The sequence below is a fragment of the Kribbella sp. NPDC048837 genome (assembly GCF_055586945.1).
On record NZ_JBVJHF010000004.1, the window covers coordinates 618,985 to 638,887 of the forward strand.

General features: G+C 69.3%; 23 protein-coding genes and 1 tRNA gene. 13 read left to right on the top strand and 11 right to left on the bottom strand.

Annotated elements, in window-relative coordinates; translation table 11 throughout:
• Positions 1 to 143 precede the first annotated feature (143 nt).
• The 3 genes from ACZ6O0_RS23140 to ACZ6O0_RS23150 all read left to right on the top strand — a co-directional run bounded on the left by ACZ6O0_RS23140 (position 144) and on the right by ACZ6O0_RS23150 (position 3,225).
• On the top strand, positions 144 to 1,142 hold the full coding sequence (locus ACZ6O0_RS23140; protein ID WP_465767016.1) for a LacI family DNA-binding transcriptional regulator: 999 nt from the start codon (positions 144 to 146) through the stop codon (positions 1,140 to 1,142).
• A 75-nt stretch (positions 1,143 to 1,217) separates the two neighbouring features.
• Positions 1,218 to 2,405: a hypothetical protein gene (locus ACZ6O0_RS23145; protein WP_465767017.1), complete on the top strand. Its 1,188-nt coding sequence runs from the start codon at positions 1,218 to 1,220 to the stop codon at positions 2,403 to 2,405.
• Positions 2,406 to 2,421: 16 nt separating this feature from the next.
• Positions 2,422 to 3,225, top strand: a complete 804-nt coding sequence (locus tag ACZ6O0_RS23150; RefSeq protein WP_465767018.1) for a TrmH family RNA methyltransferase — start codon at positions 2,422 to 2,424, stop codon at positions 3,223 to 3,225.
• On the opposite strand, the gene ACZ6O0_RS23155 is transcribed toward ACZ6O0_RS23150, so the two are convergent.
• Positions 3,222 to 4,016, bottom strand: a complete 795-nt coding sequence (locus ACZ6O0_RS23155; protein WP_465767019.1) for a class I SAM-dependent methyltransferase — start codon at positions 4,014 to 4,016, stop codon at positions 3,222 to 3,224. The two genes, ACZ6O0_RS23150 and ACZ6O0_RS23155, sit on opposite strands and share 4 nt — an antisense overlap.
• 170 nt (positions 4,017 to 4,186) lie before the next feature.
• Between ACZ6O0_RS23155 and ACZ6O0_RS23160 the strand changes: the two genes are divergently transcribed.
• Positions 4,187 to 4,483, top strand: coding sequence for a putative quinol monooxygenase (locus tag ACZ6O0_RS23160; protein WP_465767020.1), 297 nt, complete (start codon positions 4,187 to 4,189; stop codon positions 4,481 to 4,483).
• Entirely contained in the window at positions 4,480 to 5,229 is a 750-nt protein-coding gene (locus ACZ6O0_RS23165; protein WP_465767021.1) for an isocitrate lyase/PEP mutase family protein, read from the top strand. The genes ACZ6O0_RS23160 and ACZ6O0_RS23165 overlap by 4 nt, the downstream gene beginning before the upstream one ends.
• On the opposite strand, the gene ACZ6O0_RS23170 is transcribed toward ACZ6O0_RS23165, so the two are convergent.
• Positions 5,208 to 6,485 carry an AlkA N-terminal domain-containing protein gene (locus ACZ6O0_RS23170; RefSeq protein WP_465767022.1) on the bottom strand — a complete coding sequence of 426 codons (1,278 nt, stop codon included), beginning with the start codon at positions 6,483 to 6,485 and terminating at the stop codon, positions 5,208 to 5,210. The two genes, ACZ6O0_RS23165 and ACZ6O0_RS23170, sit on opposite strands and share 22 nt — an antisense overlap.
• Before the next feature lie 136 nt (positions 6,486 to 6,621).
• On the opposite strand from ACZ6O0_RS23170, the gene ACZ6O0_RS23175 reads away from it, so the two are divergent.
• The 3 genes from ACZ6O0_RS23175 to ACZ6O0_RS23185 are packed head-to-tail and all read left to right on the top strand — an operon-like array spanning position 6,622 to position 8,754.
• Entirely contained in the window at positions 6,622 to 7,155 is a 534-nt protein-coding gene (locus ACZ6O0_RS23175; protein WP_465767023.1) for a P-loop nucleotide/nucleoside kinase family protein, read from the top strand.
• A gap of 34 nt (positions 7,156 to 7,189) precedes the next feature.
• Positions 7,190 to 7,873, top strand: a complete 684-nt coding sequence (locus ACZ6O0_RS23180; RefSeq protein WP_465767024.1) for an RraA family protein — start codon at positions 7,190 to 7,192, stop codon at positions 7,871 to 7,873.
• On the top strand, positions 7,870 to 8,754 hold the full coding sequence (locus ACZ6O0_RS23185; protein ID WP_465767025.1) for an aldo/keto reductase: 885 nt from the start codon (positions 7,870 to 7,872) through the stop codon (positions 8,752 to 8,754). Before ACZ6O0_RS23180 ends, ACZ6O0_RS23185 begins: the two co-directional genes overlap by 4 nt.
• Here the strand turns inward: ACZ6O0_RS23185 and ACZ6O0_RS23190 are convergent.
• Positions 8,726 to 9,631 (bottom strand): LLM class flavin-dependent oxidoreductase, encoded by a 906-nt coding sequence (locus ACZ6O0_RS23190; RefSeq protein WP_465767026.1) that lies wholly within the window; start codon positions 9,629 to 9,631, stop codon positions 8,726 to 8,728. The two genes, ACZ6O0_RS23185 and ACZ6O0_RS23190, sit on opposite strands and share 29 nt — an antisense overlap.
• A gap of 93 nt (positions 9,632 to 9,724) precedes the next feature.
• On the opposite strand from ACZ6O0_RS23190, the gene ACZ6O0_RS23195 reads away from it, so the two are divergent.
• Complete coding sequence (locus tag ACZ6O0_RS23195; protein WP_465767027.1) at positions 9,725 to 10,168, top strand: MarR family winged helix-turn-helix transcriptional regulator; 444 nt, start codon at positions 9,725 to 9,727, stop codon at positions 10,166 to 10,168.
• 62 nt (positions 10,169 to 10,230) lie between these two features.
• Here the strand turns inward: ACZ6O0_RS23195 and ACZ6O0_RS23200 are convergent, their stop codons facing one another.
• A complete protein-coding gene (locus tag ACZ6O0_RS23200; RefSeq protein WP_465767028.1) occupies positions 10,231 to 10,755 on the bottom strand; it encodes a YciI family protein in 525 nt (174 codons plus the stop codon).
• The gene (locus ACZ6O0_RS23205; protein WP_465767029.1) at positions 10,755 to 11,855 is read right to left on the bottom strand and encodes a hypothetical protein; all 1,101 of its coding nucleotides are present in this window, start codon (positions 11,853 to 11,855) and stop codon (positions 10,755 to 10,757) included. The genes ACZ6O0_RS23200 and ACZ6O0_RS23205 overlap by 1 nt, the downstream gene beginning before the upstream one ends.
• A 236-nt stretch (positions 11,856 to 12,091) precedes the next feature.
• Here ACZ6O0_RS23205 and ACZ6O0_RS23210 point away from each other — a divergent pair, with 236 nt between their 5' ends.
• The gene (locus ACZ6O0_RS23210) at positions 12,092 to 12,487 is read left to right on the top strand and encodes an SHOCT domain-containing protein (RefSeq protein ID WP_465767030.1); all 396 of its coding nucleotides are present in this window, start codon (positions 12,092 to 12,094) and stop codon (positions 12,485 to 12,487) included.
• Here ACZ6O0_RS23210 and ACZ6O0_RS23215 read toward each other — a convergent pair.
• The 5 genes from ACZ6O0_RS23215 to ACZ6O0_RS23235 all read right to left on the bottom strand — a co-directional run bounded on the left by ACZ6O0_RS23215 (position 12,479) and on the right by ACZ6O0_RS23235 (position 16,245).
• Positions 12,479 to 13,909, bottom strand: a complete 1,431-nt coding sequence (locus tag ACZ6O0_RS23215; RefSeq protein WP_465767031.1) for a sensor histidine kinase — start codon at positions 13,907 to 13,909, stop codon at positions 12,479 to 12,481. The genes ACZ6O0_RS23210 and ACZ6O0_RS23215 overlap by 9 nt on opposite strands.
• Positions 13,906 to 14,577, bottom strand: a complete 672-nt coding sequence (locus tag ACZ6O0_RS23220) for a response regulator transcription factor (protein WP_465767032.1) — start codon at positions 14,575 to 14,577, stop codon at positions 13,906 to 13,908. The genes ACZ6O0_RS23215 and ACZ6O0_RS23220 overlap by 4 nt, the downstream gene beginning before the upstream one ends.
• 57 nt (positions 14,578 to 14,634) lie before the next feature.
• Positions 14,635 to 15,297, bottom strand: coding sequence for a hypothetical protein (locus tag ACZ6O0_RS23225; protein ID WP_465767033.1), 663 nt, complete (start codon positions 15,295 to 15,297; stop codon positions 14,635 to 14,637).
• A 202-nt stretch (positions 15,298 to 15,499) separates the two neighbouring features.
• Entirely contained in the window at positions 15,500 to 16,075 is a 576-nt protein-coding gene (locus tag ACZ6O0_RS23230) for a YcxB family protein (RefSeq protein ID WP_465767034.1), read from the bottom strand.
• Between the two features lie 84 nt (positions 16,076 to 16,159).
• Positions 16,160 to 16,245, bottom strand: a tRNA-Tyr gene (locus tag ACZ6O0_RS23235).
• A gap of 82 nt (positions 16,246 to 16,327) precedes the next feature.
• Here ACZ6O0_RS23235 and ACZ6O0_RS23240 point away from each other — a divergent pair.
• Together ACZ6O0_RS23240 and ACZ6O0_RS23245 are read left to right on the top strand one after the other, a co-directional pair.
• Entirely contained in the window at positions 16,328 to 16,819 is a 492-nt protein-coding gene (locus ACZ6O0_RS23240) for a YajQ family cyclic di-GMP-binding protein (protein ID WP_465767035.1), read from the top strand.
• A 56-nt stretch (positions 16,820 to 16,875) separates the two neighbouring features.
• On the top strand, positions 16,876 to 17,841 hold the full coding sequence (locus ACZ6O0_RS23245) for a phosphotransferase enzyme family protein (RefSeq protein WP_465767036.1): 966 nt from the start codon (positions 16,876 to 16,878) through the stop codon (positions 17,839 to 17,841).
• On the opposite strand, the gene ACZ6O0_RS23250 is transcribed toward ACZ6O0_RS23245, so the two are convergent.
• Entirely contained in the window at positions 17,800 to 19,023 is a 1,224-nt protein-coding gene (locus tag ACZ6O0_RS23250) for a vanadium-dependent haloperoxidase (RefSeq protein ID WP_465767037.1), read from the bottom strand. The two genes, ACZ6O0_RS23245 and ACZ6O0_RS23250, sit on opposite strands and share 42 nt — an antisense overlap.
• 133 nt (positions 19,024 to 19,156) lie before the next feature.
• Here ACZ6O0_RS23250 and ACZ6O0_RS23255 point away from each other — a divergent pair, with 133 nt between their 5' ends.
• Positions 19,157 to 19,903, top strand: a complete 747-nt coding sequence (locus ACZ6O0_RS23255) for a helix-turn-helix transcriptional regulator (RefSeq protein WP_465767038.1) — start codon at positions 19,157 to 19,159, stop codon at positions 19,901 to 19,903.

Sequence of the window (19,903 nt, forward strand, 5' to 3'; positions counted from 1 at the left end):
GTTCGCGGAAAATCCAGAACACGTTTTCCTTGACGAAGGTAGAGACGTGCGCTGCCCTGGTCAACCCCCAGGACCTGGCGGGATCCGGACAAGCCGGGATCCGTGCTGTACTGTTTCCGGAAAGTTCGGAAAGGAGTTGCCGGATGGCGTCACGCGGACCCTCGCTGCCCCGGATCACCGACGTGGCCGCGTTGGCCGGCGTCTCCACGAGCACGGCGTCGAAGGCGCTCAACGACACCGGCCAGCTCCGCGAGGAGACCAGAGAGCGGGTACGCCGGGCCGCCGAGCAGCTCGGGTTCACGCCGGACAGCCGGGGCCGGGCGTTGTCGTCCGGGCGGAGCTTCACGGTCGGGCTGATCACCACCGACAGCTCCGGCCGGTTCAGCATCCCGATCATGCTCGGCGCGGAGGACGCGTTGAGCGCGGGCGAGATGGCGCTGGTGCTGTGCGACACCCGGGACGACCCGCTGCGCGAGCAGCACTACCTGCGCTCGCTGGTGTCCCGGCGGGTCGACGGCATCATCGTCACCGGCCGGCGGACCGAGCCACGCGCGCCGATCGACGTACCGATTCCGGTGGTCTACGCCTTCAGCCCGTCGACCGATCCGGCCGACACCTCGACGGTCGTGGACGATCACGGCGGCGCGGGCTCGACCGTGCAGCACCTGCTCTCGCTCGGCCGGCAACGCATCGCGCACGTCACCGGACCCGTGAGCCACCAGAGTGCGCGGGATCGCGCCGCGGCGACCGTCGAGGTGGCCGGCGACGCGCTGGCCGGCGGGCCGATGCACGGCGAGTGGACCGAGCGGTGGGGACGGCATGCCGTCGACGTCCTGCTGCGTACGACGCCTGACCTCGACGCGATCTCCTGCGGCAGCGACCAGATCGCCCGCGGGGTGTGCGATCGCCTCCGCGAGCTGGGCCGCTCCGTACCGGACGACATCGCCGTCACCGGATACGACAACTGGTCGGTGATGGCGCTGGCCAGCCGGCCGCCGCTGACCACGGTCGACCTGGAGCTCGAGGAGCTCGGCCGCCGGACCGCCAATCTCCTGCTCGACGCGATCGCCGGCTCTGCGCACCCCGGACGGATGGAGCTCCCCACCCGGTTGGTGACCCGCGAGTCCACGCTGGGCACGTGAGTCAGCCGGCCTGAGTCACCGGATGGTCGCCCGTACGTCTGCCGTTGGTTGCCCGGGCCCACTAGGTTGCTGCGGGTGCTGCGCAAGTTCCTGATCGGCGTGGCGGTGATCGCCACGTTCGTGGCGGGGGTGGGCACCGCGCGTCTGGTCCTTCCCCGGACCGATCCCACCCGCGGCGTCGTCAAGCAGCTTGCGTTCTTGCGTGCCGAGATCGAGGGCGGTTCGGATCACGCCGCCCAGAAGCAGTTCCCCGAGGGGTACTTCTTCCTCAACGCGCTCTACGGACTCACCTGGGTCCAGGTCGGGCTCGCCGACCCCGACCGCTCCGTCGAGGCGGCCGCCGAGGTGCGGTGGGCCCTCGATCGGCTGCAGTCCGCGGACGGGACCGCACCGTTCGACCCGTCGCTCAAGCCGCGGTACGGCGTCTTCCACGCGGGCTGGACGAACTGGCTGCGCGGCGGACTCATCGCACTCAAGCACTCCGACGCGGCCGAGATCGACGAGTTCACCAGCGAGTCGGTCGAGATCGCGACCGCGTTCCGGACCGCGCGGACCCCGTTCCTGGCGTCGTACCCGGGCCAGGCCTGGCCGGTCGACTCGGTCGTCGCGATCGCGTCCCTGCGTCTGTACGACGACCTGGTGGCACCGCGCTTCGGCCGGATCGCGACGAACTGGGTGGCGGCGGCGAAGACGAAGCTGGATCCGGCGACCGGGCTGCTCCCGCACCAGGTGGCGCCGGCAACGATCGGAGCGCGGGCGTCGTCCCAGGGCATCATCCAGCGCTTCCTCGTCGAGATCGATCCGGCGTTCGCGCGGGCGCAGTACGAGCTCTTCAAGGACCGGTTCGTCAACGGGATCGGCGTCCGGGAGTATCCGAAAGGTATCGGTGGCGCGGGGGATGTCGACTCCGGGCCGCTGATCTTCGGGATGAGTCTGTCCGCCACCGTGGTCGCGATCGGTGCCGCGCAGGTCCAGCACGATCCGGCCGCCGACCGGCTGTCCCGCGAGGGCGAGTTGCTCGGGCTCCCGCTCACCGGCCTGACGACGAAGCGCTACCTGTTCGGCGCGGTGCCGATCGGCGACGCGTTCCTGGCCTGGTCCACCTCCGCCCGACCACTCGTCGCCGGGCAACAGCCAGAGCTCTACGACGGCTCTCCCTGGTGGCGACTCCCCTGGCTACTGGTGCTCTGGCTACCGGCCCTGATCCTCTGGCTCGTCCTGAGATTCAGGCGACGGGCTCGAAGACGGCGGCGGGCGCACTGACGTCTAGTGTGGTGGAGTGCAGCGGATCACGGCTCGGAATGCCCGGTTTCAGGTGTGGCAGGCGGTGCTGACCAACCGGAACAAGCGGCAACGGGCCGGGGAGTTCCTGGTCCAGGGGGTGCGGCCGATTTCGCTTGCTGTGGACAACGGGTGGCCGGTGCGGACGGTGATCACGGATGCTTCCCGGCCGTTGTCACGCTGGGCCCAGGAGTTGTTGCAGCGGTTGCCCGACGTGGAGCGGGTGGCGATGGCCAGTGAGTTGCTGGCCGAGCTCGGTGAGAAGGACGAGGCCGCGCCGGAGCTGATCGCGGTGCTGGAGTTGCCGGCCGACGATCTGGACCGGATCGAGGTTCGGCCGGATTTTCTCGGTGTGGTCTTCGACCGGCCGACCGGGCCGGGGAACATCGGGTCGATCATCCGGTCCGCGGACGCCTTCGGCGCGGACGGCGTGATCGTCACCGGGCACGCGGCCGACGTCTACGACCCGAAGGCGGTCCGCGCGACCACCGGATCGCTGTTCGCGGTCCCCGCCGTACGGGTGCCGTCGCATCGTGAGGTGCTCGACTGGGTACGACGTTCCGCCGTACCGATCGTTGTCGTGGGCACCGATGAGCACGGGCCGGTCGACGTGTTCGACTTCGACTTCACCCAACCGGCCCTGCTCCTGATCGGCAACGAGACCCACGGCCTGAGCGCTGCGTGGAAAGAGGCCGCGGACCATCTGGTCCGCATCCCCATCACCGGCGCAGCCAGCTCCCTCAACGCCGCCAACGCCGCAACCGCAGTCCTGTACGAGATCTCCCGCCAGCGCTCGCACTAAGCGGTGCAGAGAAGTTCGCCGTGCAGGATCGAGATCCAGCCGGCGGGGTGGGCGGCCCAGGATTGCCAGGCTTGCGAGATGGCGGTGAGCCGGTCCTCGGGTACGCCGGCCGCGCGGGCCTGGTCGGCGAGGGCGGACTTCAGGATGCGGTCGGACCACATGCCGCCCCACCACGCGCGGTCGTGCTCGTTCGCGAACGTCCAGTTGGTCGCGGTCGCGTCGACCTTCTCGAAGCCGGCTTCGAGCGCCCAGGAGAGCAGTCGCCGGCCGGCGTCCGGCTCGCCGCCGTTCGCGCGGGCCATCCGCTGGTAGAGGGCCATCCACTCGTCCAGCTCGGGGAGCTCCGGGTACCAGACGAAGCCGTGGTAGTCGGAGTCCCGGACCGCGACGATCCCACCGGGCTTGCACACCCGCCGCATCTCCTTCAACGCCTGGACCGGATCCGCGACGTGCTGCAGAACCTGGTGCGCGTGCACGACGTCGTACGTATCGTCCGGAAGATCCAGCGCGTGGACGTCGCCGACCACGAACTCGACCTTCACGTCGAGCTTGGCGAAGGTCGCCTTGGTGATGTCGAGCGCGGACTCACTCGCCTCCAGCGCGGTGGTCGGGCCGGGCTCGACCAGGCGGGCCAGGTCCGCGGTGATGGTGCCGGGGCCGGCGCCGACGTCGAGCAGTGACATGCCGGGCCGGAGATGGGGAAGCAGGTAGCCGGCCGAGTTCTCCGCGGTCCGCCAGGTGTGCGACCGCAGCACCGATTCGTGGTGGCCGTGCGTGTACACGTTGTTCATCCCAGGCTCCTTTGCCCTCGCCGACACTCCCCACGCTAACTCAGGATCTTGGAAAATGAGACATATCGTCTTGAATAATGGACGCACGGAGATGGCCGAATATGGCCAGACCGGGGGTGCTCCGACGGGCCACTCTTGAGGGCAAGAGAGCAGACCTCAGGAGGATTCAAGTGCTGGCCAAGGTGTTCCCGATCAAGTTGAAGGACGGCAACCAGGCGGTGGCCGAGGAGATCGTGCAGGAGTTCGCGCCGAAGGGGCCGGGCTCCGAGGAGGGCACGCTGTCGTTCCGGGTGTACCGCGACCCGGCGAACCCGGACTACCTGTTGTTCGTCGAGCACTTCGCGAGCCAGGCGGCGTACGACGCGCACACCGGATCGGCGGCGTACAAGGAGTTGATCGCAGGGCGGTTCGCCGATCTGATCGTGGAGTTCGTCGAGATCGACCACGAACTGCTGGTCAGCCTGTGAGCACGCAGGCCGACCTGGCCCGGCGGCTGCGCGACCTGCACGCGCAGCCACCGCTCGTCCTGCCGAACGCCTGGGACGCCGGCTCGGCGCGCGCGATCGAGGCGGCCGGTGCCACCGCGATCGCGACGACGAGTGCGGGCGTCTCGTGGGCCGCCGGTGTCGACGACGCCGGCGGACTGACCCGGACGACGGCCATCGCGGCACTCCGCGCGATCTGCGCGGCGGTGTCGATCCCGGTAACCGCCGATCTCGAGTCCGGCTACGGGGAGGTCGAGGCAACCGTCGCCGACGCCCTCGAAGCCGGCGCCGTCGGCATCAACCTCGAGGACAGCACCGGCCGCGTGCTCGACGACCCGTGGGTCCACGCGGCCCGGATCGCGGCGGCGCGCACCGTCGCGGAGTCCGCCGGCATCGACCTCGTCATCAACGCCCGCACCGACACCTACCTGTTCGGCGACGGCACTGGCACGATCGAACGCGCCAAGCAGTACGCCGAAGCCGGCGCGGACGTGCTGTTCGTCCCGGGAGTCGTCGACGCGGCCACCATCCGTGAACTGGTTGCCGCATCACCGCTTCCCCTGAACGTGATGGTCGGCCCGGGCGCCCCTTCGGTCGCCGAGCTGACAGCGCTCGGAGTGACCCGGATCAGCGTCGGCCCCGCGATCACCACCGCCGCCTACGCACTGGCGACGGCCGCGGCGAAGGAAGTGCTGTCGAGCGGAACCTACGCATCGTTGAGCAGATAGACGGCGGCGAGCGATCGCCACGGCCGTAGCTGCTCGGACTCACCGTCCAGCGGCCAGGCGTCCCGAGCACCAAGCCGCATCGCCACCTGGTGGGCGGCTCTGGTGCTGACGCCGGGCACGGCCTCCAACGAGCGGATCAGCTCCTCGGCGTCCGCACCGCCGTCGAGCACGATGTTGCCTTCAGCAACTTCCTCGGCGAGCGGTCCGACCAGCTCGGCGCCGGTCAGCGCCTGCGGACCCGGGAACGCGTGGGTCAACCCATGACCGAGGCCGGGGACCGGCAGCCCGTGGACCTCGACGAGCTTGCGCAGAACGTCGTACGCCTCGTCGCCTTCGAGGTGGTCACGGACGACCGCCTGGACGGCGATCTCGAACGGACCCCAGGCGCCGGGCACCCGGAGGCCGGGGCGGGATGCGATCAGCGGGCCGATCACCGGATCCTCGGACAGGAGGGTTCGCGCAAGGACGGGCTCGGTCTCCAGCCCGACCAGGCGAGCGGCCCGGTCGACGATGTGGATGACGCCTTCCCAGTACGGCAGGTGGGCGCGCAGCAGCAGGTGGTCGGCGCCGCCCGATCCGATCTCGAGCAGACCGGGCTCTCCGTCGAGGGAGATCGTCCGTCGGTAGACGCCGTCCTCGACCGACTCCACGCCGGGGATCGCGTGCTCGGCGAGGAACGCGCACATCGCGTCCCAGTCGTACGGCGGTGTGTACGGCAAGCGCAGCACCAGACCGCCATCGGCGACCAGGCGATCACTCCGGCGGCGGCGATCCCTGAGCTCACGCGGCGACGCGCGGAACACCTCACGCATCGCACGGTTGAACTGCCGGAGGCTGCCGAAGCCGGCGGCGAACGCGACGTCCGCGATCCCGAGCTCGGAGTCGTCGAGCAGCCGGCGCGCGAAGTGCGCCCGCCGCGAGCGCGCGAACTGATCGGGTGTGACCCCCAGATGCTCGTGGAACATCCGGCGCAGATGTCGCGCCGACAACCCCAGGCGCGCGCCGAGGGCCGCCTCACCCGACTCGTCCAGCACGCCGGCGATGATCAGCTGCACCGCTCGGCAGACCAGCTCGGGCGCTTCGTCCGCCACCGTGCCGGCCACCCGGTACGGACGGCAGCGCAGACACGCGCGATACCCGGCCGCCTCCGCCGCGGCCGGCAGCTCGAACGTCCGCACGTTCTCCGCTAGTGGTTTCGCCCCACACCCCGGACGGCAGTAGATCCCCGTCGTCCGCACCGCCGAATACGTCGTCATCGCCCCACTGTCACCCCCACACCGCGCCGGTTCCGGCCACATCCGGACATCACGCTAAGGGCCGCCACCGACACTTCCTGAACGCGGCTTTGACGTCCAGTGGAGATCACCGCCCGGGGTCGCTAAGGTGCCGCGCGTGCAGTCCAAACCGATGTTGATCGTGGTGAGCGGCCCGCCGGGGACCGGGAAGACGACGCTGGCGCACCGGGTGGCGGAGGCGATCGGCTGCCCGGCGATCTGCCGGGACGAGATCAAGGAGGGGATGGCGCACGCGACCCCCGGGTTCGTGCCCGGGCCGGGCGATCCGCTGACGATGCGGACGCTGTCGACGTTCTTCGACGTGATCGGCCTGCTGATCGGCCGCGGTACGACGGTCGTCGCCGAGGCGGCGTTCCAGGACCGGCTGTGGAACCCGGGTCTGGCCCCGCTGCTCGGCCGGGCCGACGTCCGCGTCCTGCACTGCACGGTTCCGGCCGAGGTGGCGCTGGCCCGGATCAACGCCCGGACGGCGAACTCCGACCGGACCGCCCACGAGGACGCGCAGATCAGCGCCGAGGCGCGGATGCGCACCCACAACGCCTTCCAACCGGTCGACCTCCCGGTCCCCGCGCTGACCGTCGACACCACCACGACGCCATCCGTCGAGAAGATCCTCAGGTTCTTGTCCTAAGGTCTGCCTGGGAGTCGATCGAGAGGGGGCCGAGATGCTGGAGCGGTTCGCAGGGCTGACGACGGCGCATGTGGCGGATGCCTGTGTCCGGGCCGGAGTGCCGGTACGCACGGTGTCGCTGACAGCTGTGTTCGGCGGCCGGGTCGCCGGGCGGGTGCTGCCGGCGCAACACGTGGGCAGCGTCGACGTGTTCCTCGAGGCCTTCGAGTCCGCCGAGGCGGGCGACGTACTGGTCGTGGACAACGGCGGCCGGCGGGACGAGGCGTGCGCCGGTGACCTGGTCGCGCTCGAGGCGAAGGCGGCCGGCTTGGCGGGCATCGTGATCTGGGGCCTGCACCGCGACACGGTCGACATCACCGCGATCGGGCTGCCCGTCTTCAGTCTCGGCGCCCTGCCGACCGGCCCACTCCGGCTCGATCCGCAGCCGGCCGATGCGTTGTCCACGGCAACGATCGGCGAATGGACGGTGACCCGGGAGGACGTCGTCTTCGCCGACGAGGACGGTGCGATCTTCGTCCCGGCCGACCGGGTCGACGAGCTGCTGACGCTTGCCGGGTCCATCCGCGACACCGAGCACCGGCAGGCGGACGAGATCCGGACCGGCCGGTCGCTGCGGGAGCAGGTGCGGTTCGCCGAGTACCTCAGCGCACGAGCCTCCGACCCTTCCCTGACCTTCCGCCAGCACCTGCGCCGAGTCCGAGGAGCGATCGAAGAATGAGCAGTGCGGCCGCGGCCGGGACCTGGAAGCTGGGCGACGTCACCGTCAACCGGATGGGCTTCGGCTCGATGCGGATCACCGCGAACCCCGATCGCGAGGTGGCGATCCGGGTCCTGCGGCGCGCGGTGGAGCTCGGCGTCGACCACCTCGACACGGCGGCGTTCTACGCGTCGCCGGGCGGGACGCTCGGGGTGGGTGACGGGCCGAAGCGGTTCGCCAACGAGCTGATCCGCGAGGCCCTGGCGCCGTACCCGGAAGATCTCGTCATCACCACGAAGGTCGGGCCGGGTGAGGATCCCGACCGCGGGTTCTACCAGGCGACGACCGCCGCCGAGCTGCGGACCCAGGTGGAGACGAACCTGCGGCAGCTCGGCGTCGACTGCCTCGACGTGGTCAACCTGCGGATCATCAAGAAGGCCGGCGCCGACTCGATCGCCGACCGCTTCGGCGCGCTCGCCGACCTGCGCGACGCCGGCCTGATCCGTCAGCTGGGGGTGTCGAACGTCCGCGCCGACCATGTCGAGGAGGCACTCGCGATCGCGCCGGTCGTGTGCGTGCAGAACAGCTACGCCGTCGACCTGCGCCGCGACGAGGACGCGTTGATCCGGCTGTGCGCGGACCGCGGGATCGCGTACGTACCGTTCTTCGCGATCGCCGGCGAGTCCCGCGAGGGCGGCGCGGCCACCGACCACTCCGAGGCCGTACAGGCGATCGCCACGACTCACGGCGTCACGCCCGCCCAGGTCCGGCTGGCCTGGACCTTGCACCAGGGGCCCAACGTTCTCGCGATCCCGGGGACCGGCAACCCGGCCCACCTGGAGGAGAACATCGCCGCGGGCGCGCTCCGGCTGACTACAGAAGAGCTGGCGACTCTCGGCTGACCTCGGCCCGGATCGCCGGGACGATCTCCTGGGACCAGCGGGCGACCTGGACGTCGTACGGGTCCGAGCCGCGCGGGAAGAGCGTGAAGCCGGCGGCCTCATGGTTGAGGACGGCGTCGGTGAGCTCCTCGATCCACTGGGCCGGGGAACCGCCGATCCAGCGGCCCTCGTCGTCGCGAGTACGGCGTACGGGCGTTGCCGTGATCGCGCCCGGGAAGTTGTAGATCGTGGCGACGTCGGAGGGCTTGCGGCCGACCGCGAGAGCGGCCTCGTCGATGATCGGGCGGGACCAGCGGTAGCGGTCGCTCAGCCAGTCGGCGGCGCGGCCGGGGATCCAGCCATCCGCCTGGCGACCGGTCGCGGCCAGCGACTTCGGGCCGTTCGAGCCGGTCCAGATCAGCGGCGCGGGTACGGCGGCGGCCTTCAGCGCTCCGATCGGGTAATGCTTCGTGGGCGCCGGGCGACCGCCCTCGGACATCGCGCGGACCAACTGCATCGCCTCCTCGAAGGCCTCGACCTGATCGGCCGGGCGCTGCGCCGGCACGCCCATCGTGGTGATCCGGTCCATCGCTCCCCCGGCACCGAGCCCGAGGATGAACCGCCCGCCCGACAACGCCGCCAGCGAGGACGCCGTCCGAGCCAGCACCGGCGCCGGCCGCAGCGGCAGGTTGGTCACGTTGACGAAGGCGGACAGCCGCTCGGTCCGGCCGAGGAGGAAGCCGATCGCGGCGTACCCCTCCAGCAGGTCGGCGACGTACGGGTGGTCCGAGAGGGTCACGTGATCGAGCCCGTCCCGGTCGGCCTGCTCGGCCAGCTGCAGGATGGCGTCCACGTCGCGGATGTGATCCGGCGAGCCATATCCGAACTGCACAGTCATCGGAGCCTCCTCAGATAGTTCGTAGGCCGAAATAGTAGCACCGCGAACTATTCGATCTACAAACTATTCGGTGACCGGACTACTATGGCGGACATGGCGACGACGACGGCGCGGGATCAGGAGCTGGCGAGCGCGCTGGTCCAGACGATGCACCTCCTGCAGGACCTGCATGCCGAGACGAGCCGGCCGCTCGGGCTGACCCCGCAACAGGCCCATCTGCTCTGCGTCCTTTTGGGCGGATCGCTCGGCATGACCGAACTCAGCCGGATCCTGAGCATCGAACGTTCCAGCCTGACCAGCATGGTCGACCGCCTGGAACGCCGCGAGCTGGTCAGCCGCATCGCGCATCCCACCGATCGCCGCGCCTGCCACATCGAGCTCACCCCCGCCGGGAAGGCGCTCGCTCACGAGGCACACGAGGCCGTCGTCGACCGCATCGAGACCCTCACGGGCGACATCCCCGCGGCCGACCGACGTACGCTCGTCACCACCCTGCAGACGATCCTCAGCCGTCGCGACGGGGGCTGTGCAGAGTGAAACCCAGGACGTAGTAGTAGGTGGCAGCACGCGCGGACGCCGTACCGGCGCGGCCGACCAGCTCAGTCCCGCCTGCCTCCGAACTCCCATGGGTGGACGTCGGCCGGATCCGCATCCGCCAGTGCGGCGGCTTGTTCGGCGTCAGGAGCCTCGACGAGGGCGGCGCGGCCGAGGTGCTTGTCGTCGTCGAGGCCGATGAGATCGCCGTACATGATCAGGTGCTTCGAGCTGATCGGCCGCGGCTCGTCCGTGGTGAGGACGAGGAAGCGGCCGTAGCCCTCGACGGTGTCGGCGAAGTCCCACATGGTGCTGCCGACGTGCTTCCGGAAGCGGCAGAGCAGGACCTCGTCGAAGACGCCGGCGCGGTAGTACGTCTCGTCGTACGCGAACGCGCGGGCGGCCTCGACGTTCGGCAGGTCGACGATGTGGAGACTGCCGGTCGACAGTTCCCGGTCCCTGGTCAGGGTCGGCCCACGGGCGATCAGGTTGCCGGCGTACCCGTCCATGAAGGCCCAGTGCTCCTCGGTGAGCCTCGCCTTGAGGTCGCCACTGCCGGGGCGGTCCCGGCCGTAGACGAAGTACTCCATCAGGACTTGGCGGCGAGGTGGAGCCGGAGGATCGTGTCGTAGTCGACGATCTCCACGCCGGCCCGCGCGAAGTCGGCCGCGCCGACGGCCTCCTGGGTCGGGATGATCAGCAGCTTGCGCGGTTCGCTCACGTCGACGCCGTACTTGGTCTGCGCGAAGGCGCGGTTCTCGGGCGTGTTGAAGTAGTCGGCGTACCGGGTGAGCTGGTCGGCGCCTTCGCTCACCGGGTTGCGGAAGGAGCGGCGGCGCTTCTTGCCGTTGGTGGTGTCGAGGACCGGGAGCTTCAGGTCGCCGATCAGGTGGCTGCCGTCCGCGCGCTCGAGGATGAAGTCGGGTCGCAGGTCGTCCAGGAAGGGCTGCCGGATCAGCTTGGTCGCGTCGAACGCCGACAACAGGATCTCCTCGTTCGCGTCCAGGAACTGGTCGACGGTCGCGTCCTGCAGGCCGTGCGCCAGGTAGGTGCTGGCGAACGCGTCGCCGTTGAGGTCCGCGGCCTCCAACGGCACGCTCAGGGTGCCGATCGGGTCCAGGTGCGGGCGGGCGTTGGAGTAGTTCCGGAGGAAGTCCAGGTACTTGTCCGCGGGCTCGGAGCGGTGGATCGCGAGCGCGAACAGCGTCCAGTGCAGCCGGATCGCGTCGTTCGCCGTGTGCACGAGCAGGGTCCGGTCGAAGGTCGAGTAGTTCCCCGGGGCGAACTGCAGCAGCTGGTCACCCGGCCCGGTGAACTCGTCGCCGAGCATCTTCGCCGCGGCCGGGAACCGGCCGTCCAGCTCCCGTCGCCCGGTCTCGGTCGCGATGGTCGCGTCCTTGAACAGGTTCTCCCCCGGCAACGTGACCACGGCCGAGCCGTCGCCGACACCGAAGTACTCCTCGACACTGGCCGCCTTCTGCCGCCGCACCTCGGGCGACCGGTACTCACGGCTCACACCGGCGAGCTCGAGGATGTTCCAGTCCGGGGTCTCGGTCAGCACCATCAACCGCGGGAACAGCAACGGCCCCGGCAGCTCCCGCCGGTGACTCCCGAGCAGATGCTCACCGGCACTCCGCAGGTGCTCCCCCCAGAACTGCCCGTTCACCTTCACGAACTCAGTCGGCTTCATCGCTCTCCTCGGTCAGGACCTGGTCGTCGCAGTAGGCAACTCCCCGCCATCCCAACGCTATTCCCCCACCCGAGAGCGACGACCGCCCGGTCCGTCACACCAGGCCCGGTGCACTACTCCGCGGGGCCAGGATCTGGCGTTTTCACCAAGTCGTTGCCATGGTGACTTCACGAACTGTTGGGGGAACGTGCCGCTCACCGGGCGGCGCGTGCGCTCATTTCTGGGAGGGAATGGCCATGGACGCAATGACGAACGACTTCGGGGAAGTTCTGCTCTGGAGCTTCTGGTTCTTCATCTGGATCGCCGCACTGATGGTCTGGTTCCGTTGCCTGTGGGACCTGTTCAGCGACCACGCGCTCAGTGGTTGGGCCAAGGCCGCGTGGGCGGTCCTGCTCATCTTCGTGCCGTGGCTGGGGGCACTGATCTACCTGATCGTCCGGGGCCGGAGCATGTCCGAGCGGCAGCGGACGGCCGTAGCGCAACAGCAGGCCCAGCAGGAGAAGTACATCAAGGACGTGGCCAGCACGTCCAAGAGCCCGACCGACGAGATCGCCAGCGCCAAAGAGTTGCTCGATTCCGGAACGATCACACAGGAGGAGTACGAATCCCTCAAGGCCAAGGCCCTAGCCTGACCCCACCGACCCACCGCGCAGCCCTCGTTCGCAGGTGGCGGCTTCGTCGACAGTACGTCGTACGGGCGTCGCCCAAGGCTCGGCGTCTTCGCTGCACACCGGCAGTTTCAGGCGCAGGAGCGCGCCGCTAGGACACGGCACGACTTCGGCCGTGCCGCCATGAGCCTCGGCGACCTGCCGGACGATGGCCAGGCCCAGTCCTGATCCGGGATGCGCGCGGGCAGCAGGCGAGCGGTAGAAGCGGTCGAAGACGAATTCGAGGTCGCTGTCGGGGATCCCCGGGCCGGCGTCCGCGACGTCGAGAGTGCCCTCCTGGACGCGGATCAGGACCCGGCCTCCGGACGGGCTCCATTTCACGGCGTTGTCGACCAGGTTCGCAACGGCGCGTTCCAGGGCGTCGGGGTCTCCGTGGACCAGGGTGGGCGCGCAGGTCAGGTCGAAGCCGATCTGTGCTGTCCGACGCGTCGCGCGGGCCGCGACGCGCTCGGCGACGAGGTCGAGGCGGACGTCTTCGGTGTGGAAAGCAGGTTGGCCGTAGCGGGCCAGGTCGACCAGGTCGTTGATCAGTGTCTTGAGTTCGCCGGCCTGGTCGAGCGCTTCTGCGGCGAGGTGCGGGGCCTGGGTGTCGGTCAGGTCTTCCGCCAGAAGTTCGAGGTTCACGGTCAGGCTCGTCAGTGGTGTGCGCAGTTCGTGCGACGCGTCGGCCACCAGGCGGCGCTGAGCTCCGACGGACTCGTCCAGGGCGGCGGTCATCCCGGCGAACGCAGAGCCGAGCCGGCCGATCTCGTCCTGGCTGTCGGCGGGGATCGGGATGGCCAGGTCGCCGGTCGTGCGGATCAGTTCGACGGTCTCGGTGAGCCGACGTACGGGTCGCAGGACGCGGCGTGCGGCCAGGCGTGAGGCAAGTGCCGCCAGGAGTCCGGCGGCCACCGTCGATGCGGCGAGCAGCCAGGCGAGTTGGCGCAGCGTGGGTGCGGGATCGGATTGCGGAATCGCGGTGCGCACGAGCGTACCGGGAGCTCCTGGGAAGGGGGCGGTGTAGATGCGGTAGGCAACGCCGTCGTAGGTCACGTTACGGAAGTAGGCAGCGGCGGTTCCGTTCGCGACCTCGACGTCGCGGACGGTGAGGTCGACGAACTGCGCCGACGGCCCAGCACGGACGGGATCCGGCACGATTTGCAGCTGGGTGCTCCCGATCCCCAGCGGAACAGCTGGGAAGACCCCCTCGTTGGACGTCCCCCTGAACTTTTCCTTGATGGCCTTCGCCACGTCCGGTGCCTGGCCGGCCGCCGTCACCAGAGAGCGGTCGATCTGGCCGCGCAGGCCGGATTCCACGGCCGGATACAGGACCACCGACACGAGTACCAGGGCACCCGCGACGATGGACCCTCCGGCGATGGCGAGCCGGGTGCGCAGATTCACGGCTCCTCGCGCAGGACGTACCCCAGGCCTCGCACTGTCTGGATCAATCTGCTGCCGCCGTCCGCTTCGAGTTTGCTTCGCAGGTAGCTGATGTAGACCCAGAGCGCGTTCGACTCCGGACCGAAGTCGTAGCCCCAGACGGACTCGAAGATCTGGGTCCGGCTCAGAACCCGGCGGGGATTGCGCAGGAACAGCTCCAGCAGAGACAGCTCCGTCTTGGTCAGCTCCAAGCGCCGGCCGGCGCGTTCGGCCCGGCGGCCGCTCAAGTCCAGGTCGACGTCGTCGAAGTGCAGCACCTCGGCTCTTGCGCCGCTGCGTCGCAGCAGGGCTCGAAGCCGGGCCCGCAACTCCTCCAGGGCGAAGGGCTTGGCCAGGTAGTCGTCGGCCCCCGCGTCGAGCCCGGCGACCCGGTCGGTGACCAGGTCCCGGGCCGTGAGCATCAGGATCGGTGTGTCGTACCCGCCCGAACGCAGCGTCCGGCAGACCTCGAGCCCATTCGGTTCGGGCATGAGTACGTCGAGCACCACTGCGTCCGGGCGGAACACGCCGTGCTCGGCGAGGGCGGAGGTCCCATCAGCTGCGGATGCCACGTCGTACCCATCGCGGCCCAGCGCATGCTCCAAGGACCGCCGTACGGCCGGGTCGTCGTCCACGACAAGTATCCGCATGGTGATCCATCCTCGCCGTCGATCATGAAGTTCTGATGAGGTGACGTTCGGCAGCTGTCAGCGGTTGGCCAGTGACTGCTTCAGATCCCCCAACGCGGTCTTCAACCGATCGGCGCTGACCCCGAGCGAGTGGGCGATGTCGCGGAAGGCCTTGGACGTCGGAACGATTCCGTCGGGAGCCGATACCAGAGTGACCAGGGCGGCCTTGGCCTTGGCTTGGCTGACGCCGAGCGCCGCGGCCAACCGTGCCGCTGCGGCGTTGCTCGCGAACGGCGACTTCCGCGGGTCCTCCGCCCCCTTCTTGCTCTTGTCCTCCTGCTTGGCCTTGTGGTCCCGCTTGCCGTCGCCGGCACGAGCGCGCCCCGGCTCGAGGAACAACGGTTCCACGGCGGCCTTGACCCGCGAGACGGGCAGCCCCAGGTTCGCCGCGACCGCCTTGACGAATGCCTCCGGCGTGACATTGGCCGAGCCGGCCAGCGACCTCTTGGCCGCGACCAGCGCTGCGTTGAGCCGGGCGGTCGTCACGCCGAGCTTCGCCGCGATCTTGGCGAGGTCGACATTCTTGGCCGGCTTGGACTTTCCCTCCACCTTCGCCACGGCACCGGATTTCGCGGCGCCGGGCTTCGGATCCGAACCGGACGTCGCCGCCGACGCCGTACCGGTGGTGGCCAGCGCGGCGAGCGTTACCGCGGCCGCGACCAGCCGATTGCGTTTCATCATCGTGATTCCTCTCGTCCACTGAAGCGCCGGAGGAGATCCGGCGCCGTGGCGACAACACAAACAACGCGGCCTCAGGTGAGCTTTCAGCCACCTTTAGAGCTTCCTTAGAAGGGGTTTGCGTCGATCTCGAACAGCTACGTCACCGATGGGTTGAGGGCGATCGAGATCAAGAGCATGCTCGACCACGGCGTACGAGTCGCGATCAACTCCGACGACCCGGCGTACTGGCTGTGCGGCAGTGGGCTTCGAGCAGCGCCCGCAACGGCGCGGGATCGCCTGTCACCAGGCCGCGCTTCGGCAGCACGAGTATCGCGGCACCAAGTCGCTCAGACGCGCGCAGAACGAAGGACCGGTCGGTCTCGACGTACCGCAGGTAGTTCGACCAGGCGGCTGTCTCGCTCCGGCTTGCGCTGGTGAGACATAACCCGGTGTCATCCACGGTGGCTCGGATGGGCTCGGTCAGCCAGGGATTCCCGCGCATGATCAGGCGTACCGGCCAGCGATACATCCAGCGGGCGGCGATGAGGAGCCGGAACAGCAGCAGGCCGATCCCGATGGCGACGAGCGCCGAAATGCCGAGCGCCGCGACGTCACCCGCCGACAGGTCCCTGAAGTCGCCAGAAAGGACGAGGCCGACGACCGCGGCGCCGATCACCAGCGGGATCAGCCAGGGACGCCGAAGATGGCGCCGGTGGGCAATGAAGCCGTCGAGCCAGTCGTCCTGGGTGAGGGTGTAGCTGAGCTCGACCGGGCCGACGGTGACCTGCTCGGATGACATGGGAGGGCAGTGTACTTCCGCCGGCCGGCCCCAACGAGACAGCCCCTGACTCGCGTTTCCGCAGGTCAGGGGCTCTTTTCGTGCTGGTGGCGGGTGCAGGGTTCGAACCTGCGTAGGCATACGCCGACAGATTTACAGTCTGCTCCCTTTGGCCGCTCGGGCAACCCGCCAGGGTGGTGCTGGTTCGTGAACCGGCGTGGGAGACGATACAACAGAGGGTGCCCCTGACAGCAAATCGGAAAGGAACTGCCCATGGCATCGGAGTCCTCCTTCGACATCGTGAACAAGGTCGACCGTCAGGAGGTGGACAACGCCGTGAACCAGGCGGCGAAGGAGATCAGCCAGCGGTTCGACTTCAAGAACGTGGACGCGCAGATCAAGTGGTCCGGTGAGGCGATCGACCTGCAGGCGAACACCGAGGAGCGGGTGAACGCCGTCCTCGACGTGTTCAAGGACAAGCTGGTCAAGCGGCAGATCTCGCTCAAGGGCCTGGAGGCGGACGAGCCGAAGCTGTCCGGGAAGGTCTACAAGATCAACGCCACGATCAGCGCCGGCATCACGCAGGAGAACGCGAAGAAGCTGTCCAAGCTGATCCGCGACGAGGGCCCGAAGGGCGTCAAGGCGCAGATCCAGGGCGAGGAGCTCCGCGTCTCCAGCAAGAGCCGCGACGACCTGCAGGCCGTGCAGGCCCTGATCAAGGGCGAGGACCTCGACTTCGCGGTCCAGTTCGTCAACTACCGCTGACCGCGGCCCGGTAATCGGGTCGCTTCGGCGGGCGGTTGCCGGGCATGCTGGCGGGCGTGGGAGACACGTTGCTGCGGCGGTGGGTGCTCGACGACTTCGGGCTGGATGTGGTGGAACTCTCACCGGTGGCGCACGGGGCCGACCTGGCCGCGCAGGTGTGGAAGGCCTCGACGGCCACCAACACGTACGCCGTGAAGTGGAGTGGCGCGGGCACCAACACCGGGCACCAGGCCGCCGCGTTCCTGGCGGACTGCGGTCTGCCCGGCATCCCGGAGATGATCCGGACCACCGAGGGCGGGCTCTGGACCTTCCACGGGAAGAAGAAGCGGCTCACGATCACCCCGTGGATCGACGGCGTACGCGCGGCGGAGAGCGGGCTCACCGGCGAGCAGTGGACGGAGTACGGCGTACTCCTCCGGCGGGTGCATGACGCGGAGCCCCCGCCGCGGCTGCGTGATGCGCTCCCCAAGCACAGTCACATCGACGCGCGGGTCCCGGCGGTGGCGGAGAAGCTGGAGACGCGGCTGACCACGCAGGCGCCCGAGGACGAGCTCGAGGAGGAGCTGGGGGCGGCCTGGAAGCAGTACGAGGACACCATCACGACCCTGCGTACCGCGCGTCCGCCGGAGCCGAGTGGTCCCCGGGTGATCTGCCACGGGGACCCGCACCTCGGCAACGTTCTCGTCGACGACCACCTGCACCTGATCGACTGGGACGACGTCATCCTGGCCCCGCGCGAACAGGACCTGATGTTCATGCTCGGCGGCATGGGCGACGTCGGCCCCACCACCCACGAACACCTCGACGCCTTCCTCACCGGCTACGGCCCGCACCCCATCGACCACGAGGCGGTCCGCTACTACCGCCACGTCCGAGCGCTCGAAGACGTCATCACCTGGTCCGACCAGGTCATCACCGGCCCCGACAACGCCTACGCCCTATCGGTAGTCAAAGGCATCCTCACCCAAGGCCTGGCGGCGTTAGCGGTGGGCGGCGATCCAGGTGGCTACCTGGGTGCCTAGGCCGTCACCGTCGTGCATGGAGTGGCGGAAGTGGAGGCCGGCGAGGATTCGGGCTTCGCGGACGTCTTGGCGGACGGCGGTGAGGGTGGGGTAGTGGCGGGTGGTGTTGGTGACCAGGCTGGTCATGGTGATGGGGAGCTTGGTGGTGCGGAAGTAGGACTGGAGGGCGGTGGTTACGCCGGCGGTGAAGCAGGCGTGGCCTGACGGGTACTCGGGATGGTTGACGTTCAGGAGGGACTGCCAGGTCGGGTCGGCGTGGGTGCGCGGGTTGCGGTCGGTGTCGGCGCGTTGGATGGCGTGGACCGGGCGCCAGGAGACGTAGTGGAACTTGGCGTCCCAGCAGGCGATGACTGAGTCGCCGGCGGAGACGTGCACCAACGCGAGCATCTGAGCTGCACCGGACAGCGAGAGGTGCCGGTCGGACGCCAGCTGCAGGAGCGTCCGGCTCCACTGCTGGGCGGTCTGCTCGGACCAGAACATCGCAGTCTCGGTCTGGGCGGCAGTGCGCGTCGTACTGTCCTTGCGGCCGAGTGAAGCGACCTCAGCCACGTCACGCGCGTAGCGCTTGCTCGTCAGCGCATCTGGTCCGTCGGGACGGAATTGCGCCCGGTAGCGCAGCGCCAACGGCCTGACCTTCGTCAGGACGATGTCCACGGGCGGGGTCGGCAGGGTCGGCTCCCACACTCCTGGGCCTGGTTTGGGCTGGTTGTAGGGCACTGTGGTGCCCAGACCGTCCCCTGCGCGCCACGCGAGTACGGCCGCGGCCACGGACCGTCCCAGCCGGATACCGCGCGCCTTCGCGCTCCCATTCGGCACACCAGCCAGATAGTCGGCGTACGTGCCGTCCAGCCCCGGCGCGGGCACCCGAGCCCGCAGTACGTCGTACGTCGCGGTGGCGACCGCAGCCGCGGCAGACGCCTTGCGATCCGGTCGTACGGCGAACCGGAACGGCCGGCCGTAGCCCAGTCCGGCCACGGTGTCCGCGATCGCGACATGCACGATCCCGAGCAGCACCTCGGAACTGGCCGGCGGCCGCCCGGCGACGATCACCTGGGTGGCGTACCGGCTCCAATCGAGCACCGGCGCCGCCGACGGCGGCGAAGCGGTCGCAGCCGGCGACAGTCCGACTGCGGTGAGCACTAGAGCAAAGACAACCGCCGACCAACGGAACAGCGCTTTCATGAGTCGTCCCCCCTGACGGAACACTGACGGAACCCCACGGTGGCCAGGCCGGACCACCTCCAGCCATACGAAGTTCGACGTATGGGCCGGACGCCGTCGCGGGCATAGCCTGGCGGCGGGGAGGGGTACGGCGATGGTGGAGCAACTGACGGTCACCGAACGCGATCTGCGCACGATGCTCGATGTGGTCGACCGTGGCCGCCAGGCAGGCCCTGGGGAGGTGTTCCCGCGCGGCCTCCTGCAGGCGCTGGCCGAGCTCGTCCCCGCCGAGGACATCAGCTACCAGGTGAGCCGCCCGCTGGATCGTGAGTTCGTCGGACTCGAGGAGGTCGGCGACGTCGACGTCGAGCTCGCGTCCGGCTGGGAGGACCTGTTCTGGCGGTCCTACTGGGAGGGCGAGACCTGCTGCCGGCCGCAGGTCACCGGGGACTACGACACTGTCTGGAAGGTATCCGACTACCTGACCGAGCGGCAGTTGGCGGACTCGATCGTCGGCGAGTGGTTCCGCGTGATCGGCGTACGCCATGAGATGGCCGTCCCGCTGCCCGTCGACGGCGCGGAAGACCGCCGGCTGCTGTTCTTCCGGATGTCGGGCCCGGACTTCACCGAACGCGAGCGGTTGCTGCTCACGATGCTGCGCCCGCACTTCATCGAGACTCAGCGCGCCCACGAACGCCGGCGGACCGGCGTACCCGAGCTGACCACCCGCCAGCTGCAGCTGCTCCGCCTGGTCGCCGACGGCCACAGCAACACCCAGATCGCCCGCAGGCTGTTCGTTGCCGAAGGCACCGTTCGCAAACACCTGGAGAACATCTACGAGCGCCTCGGCGTGACCAGCCGGACGGCCGCGGTCACCACCGCCTTCTCGCGATCGCCTTGA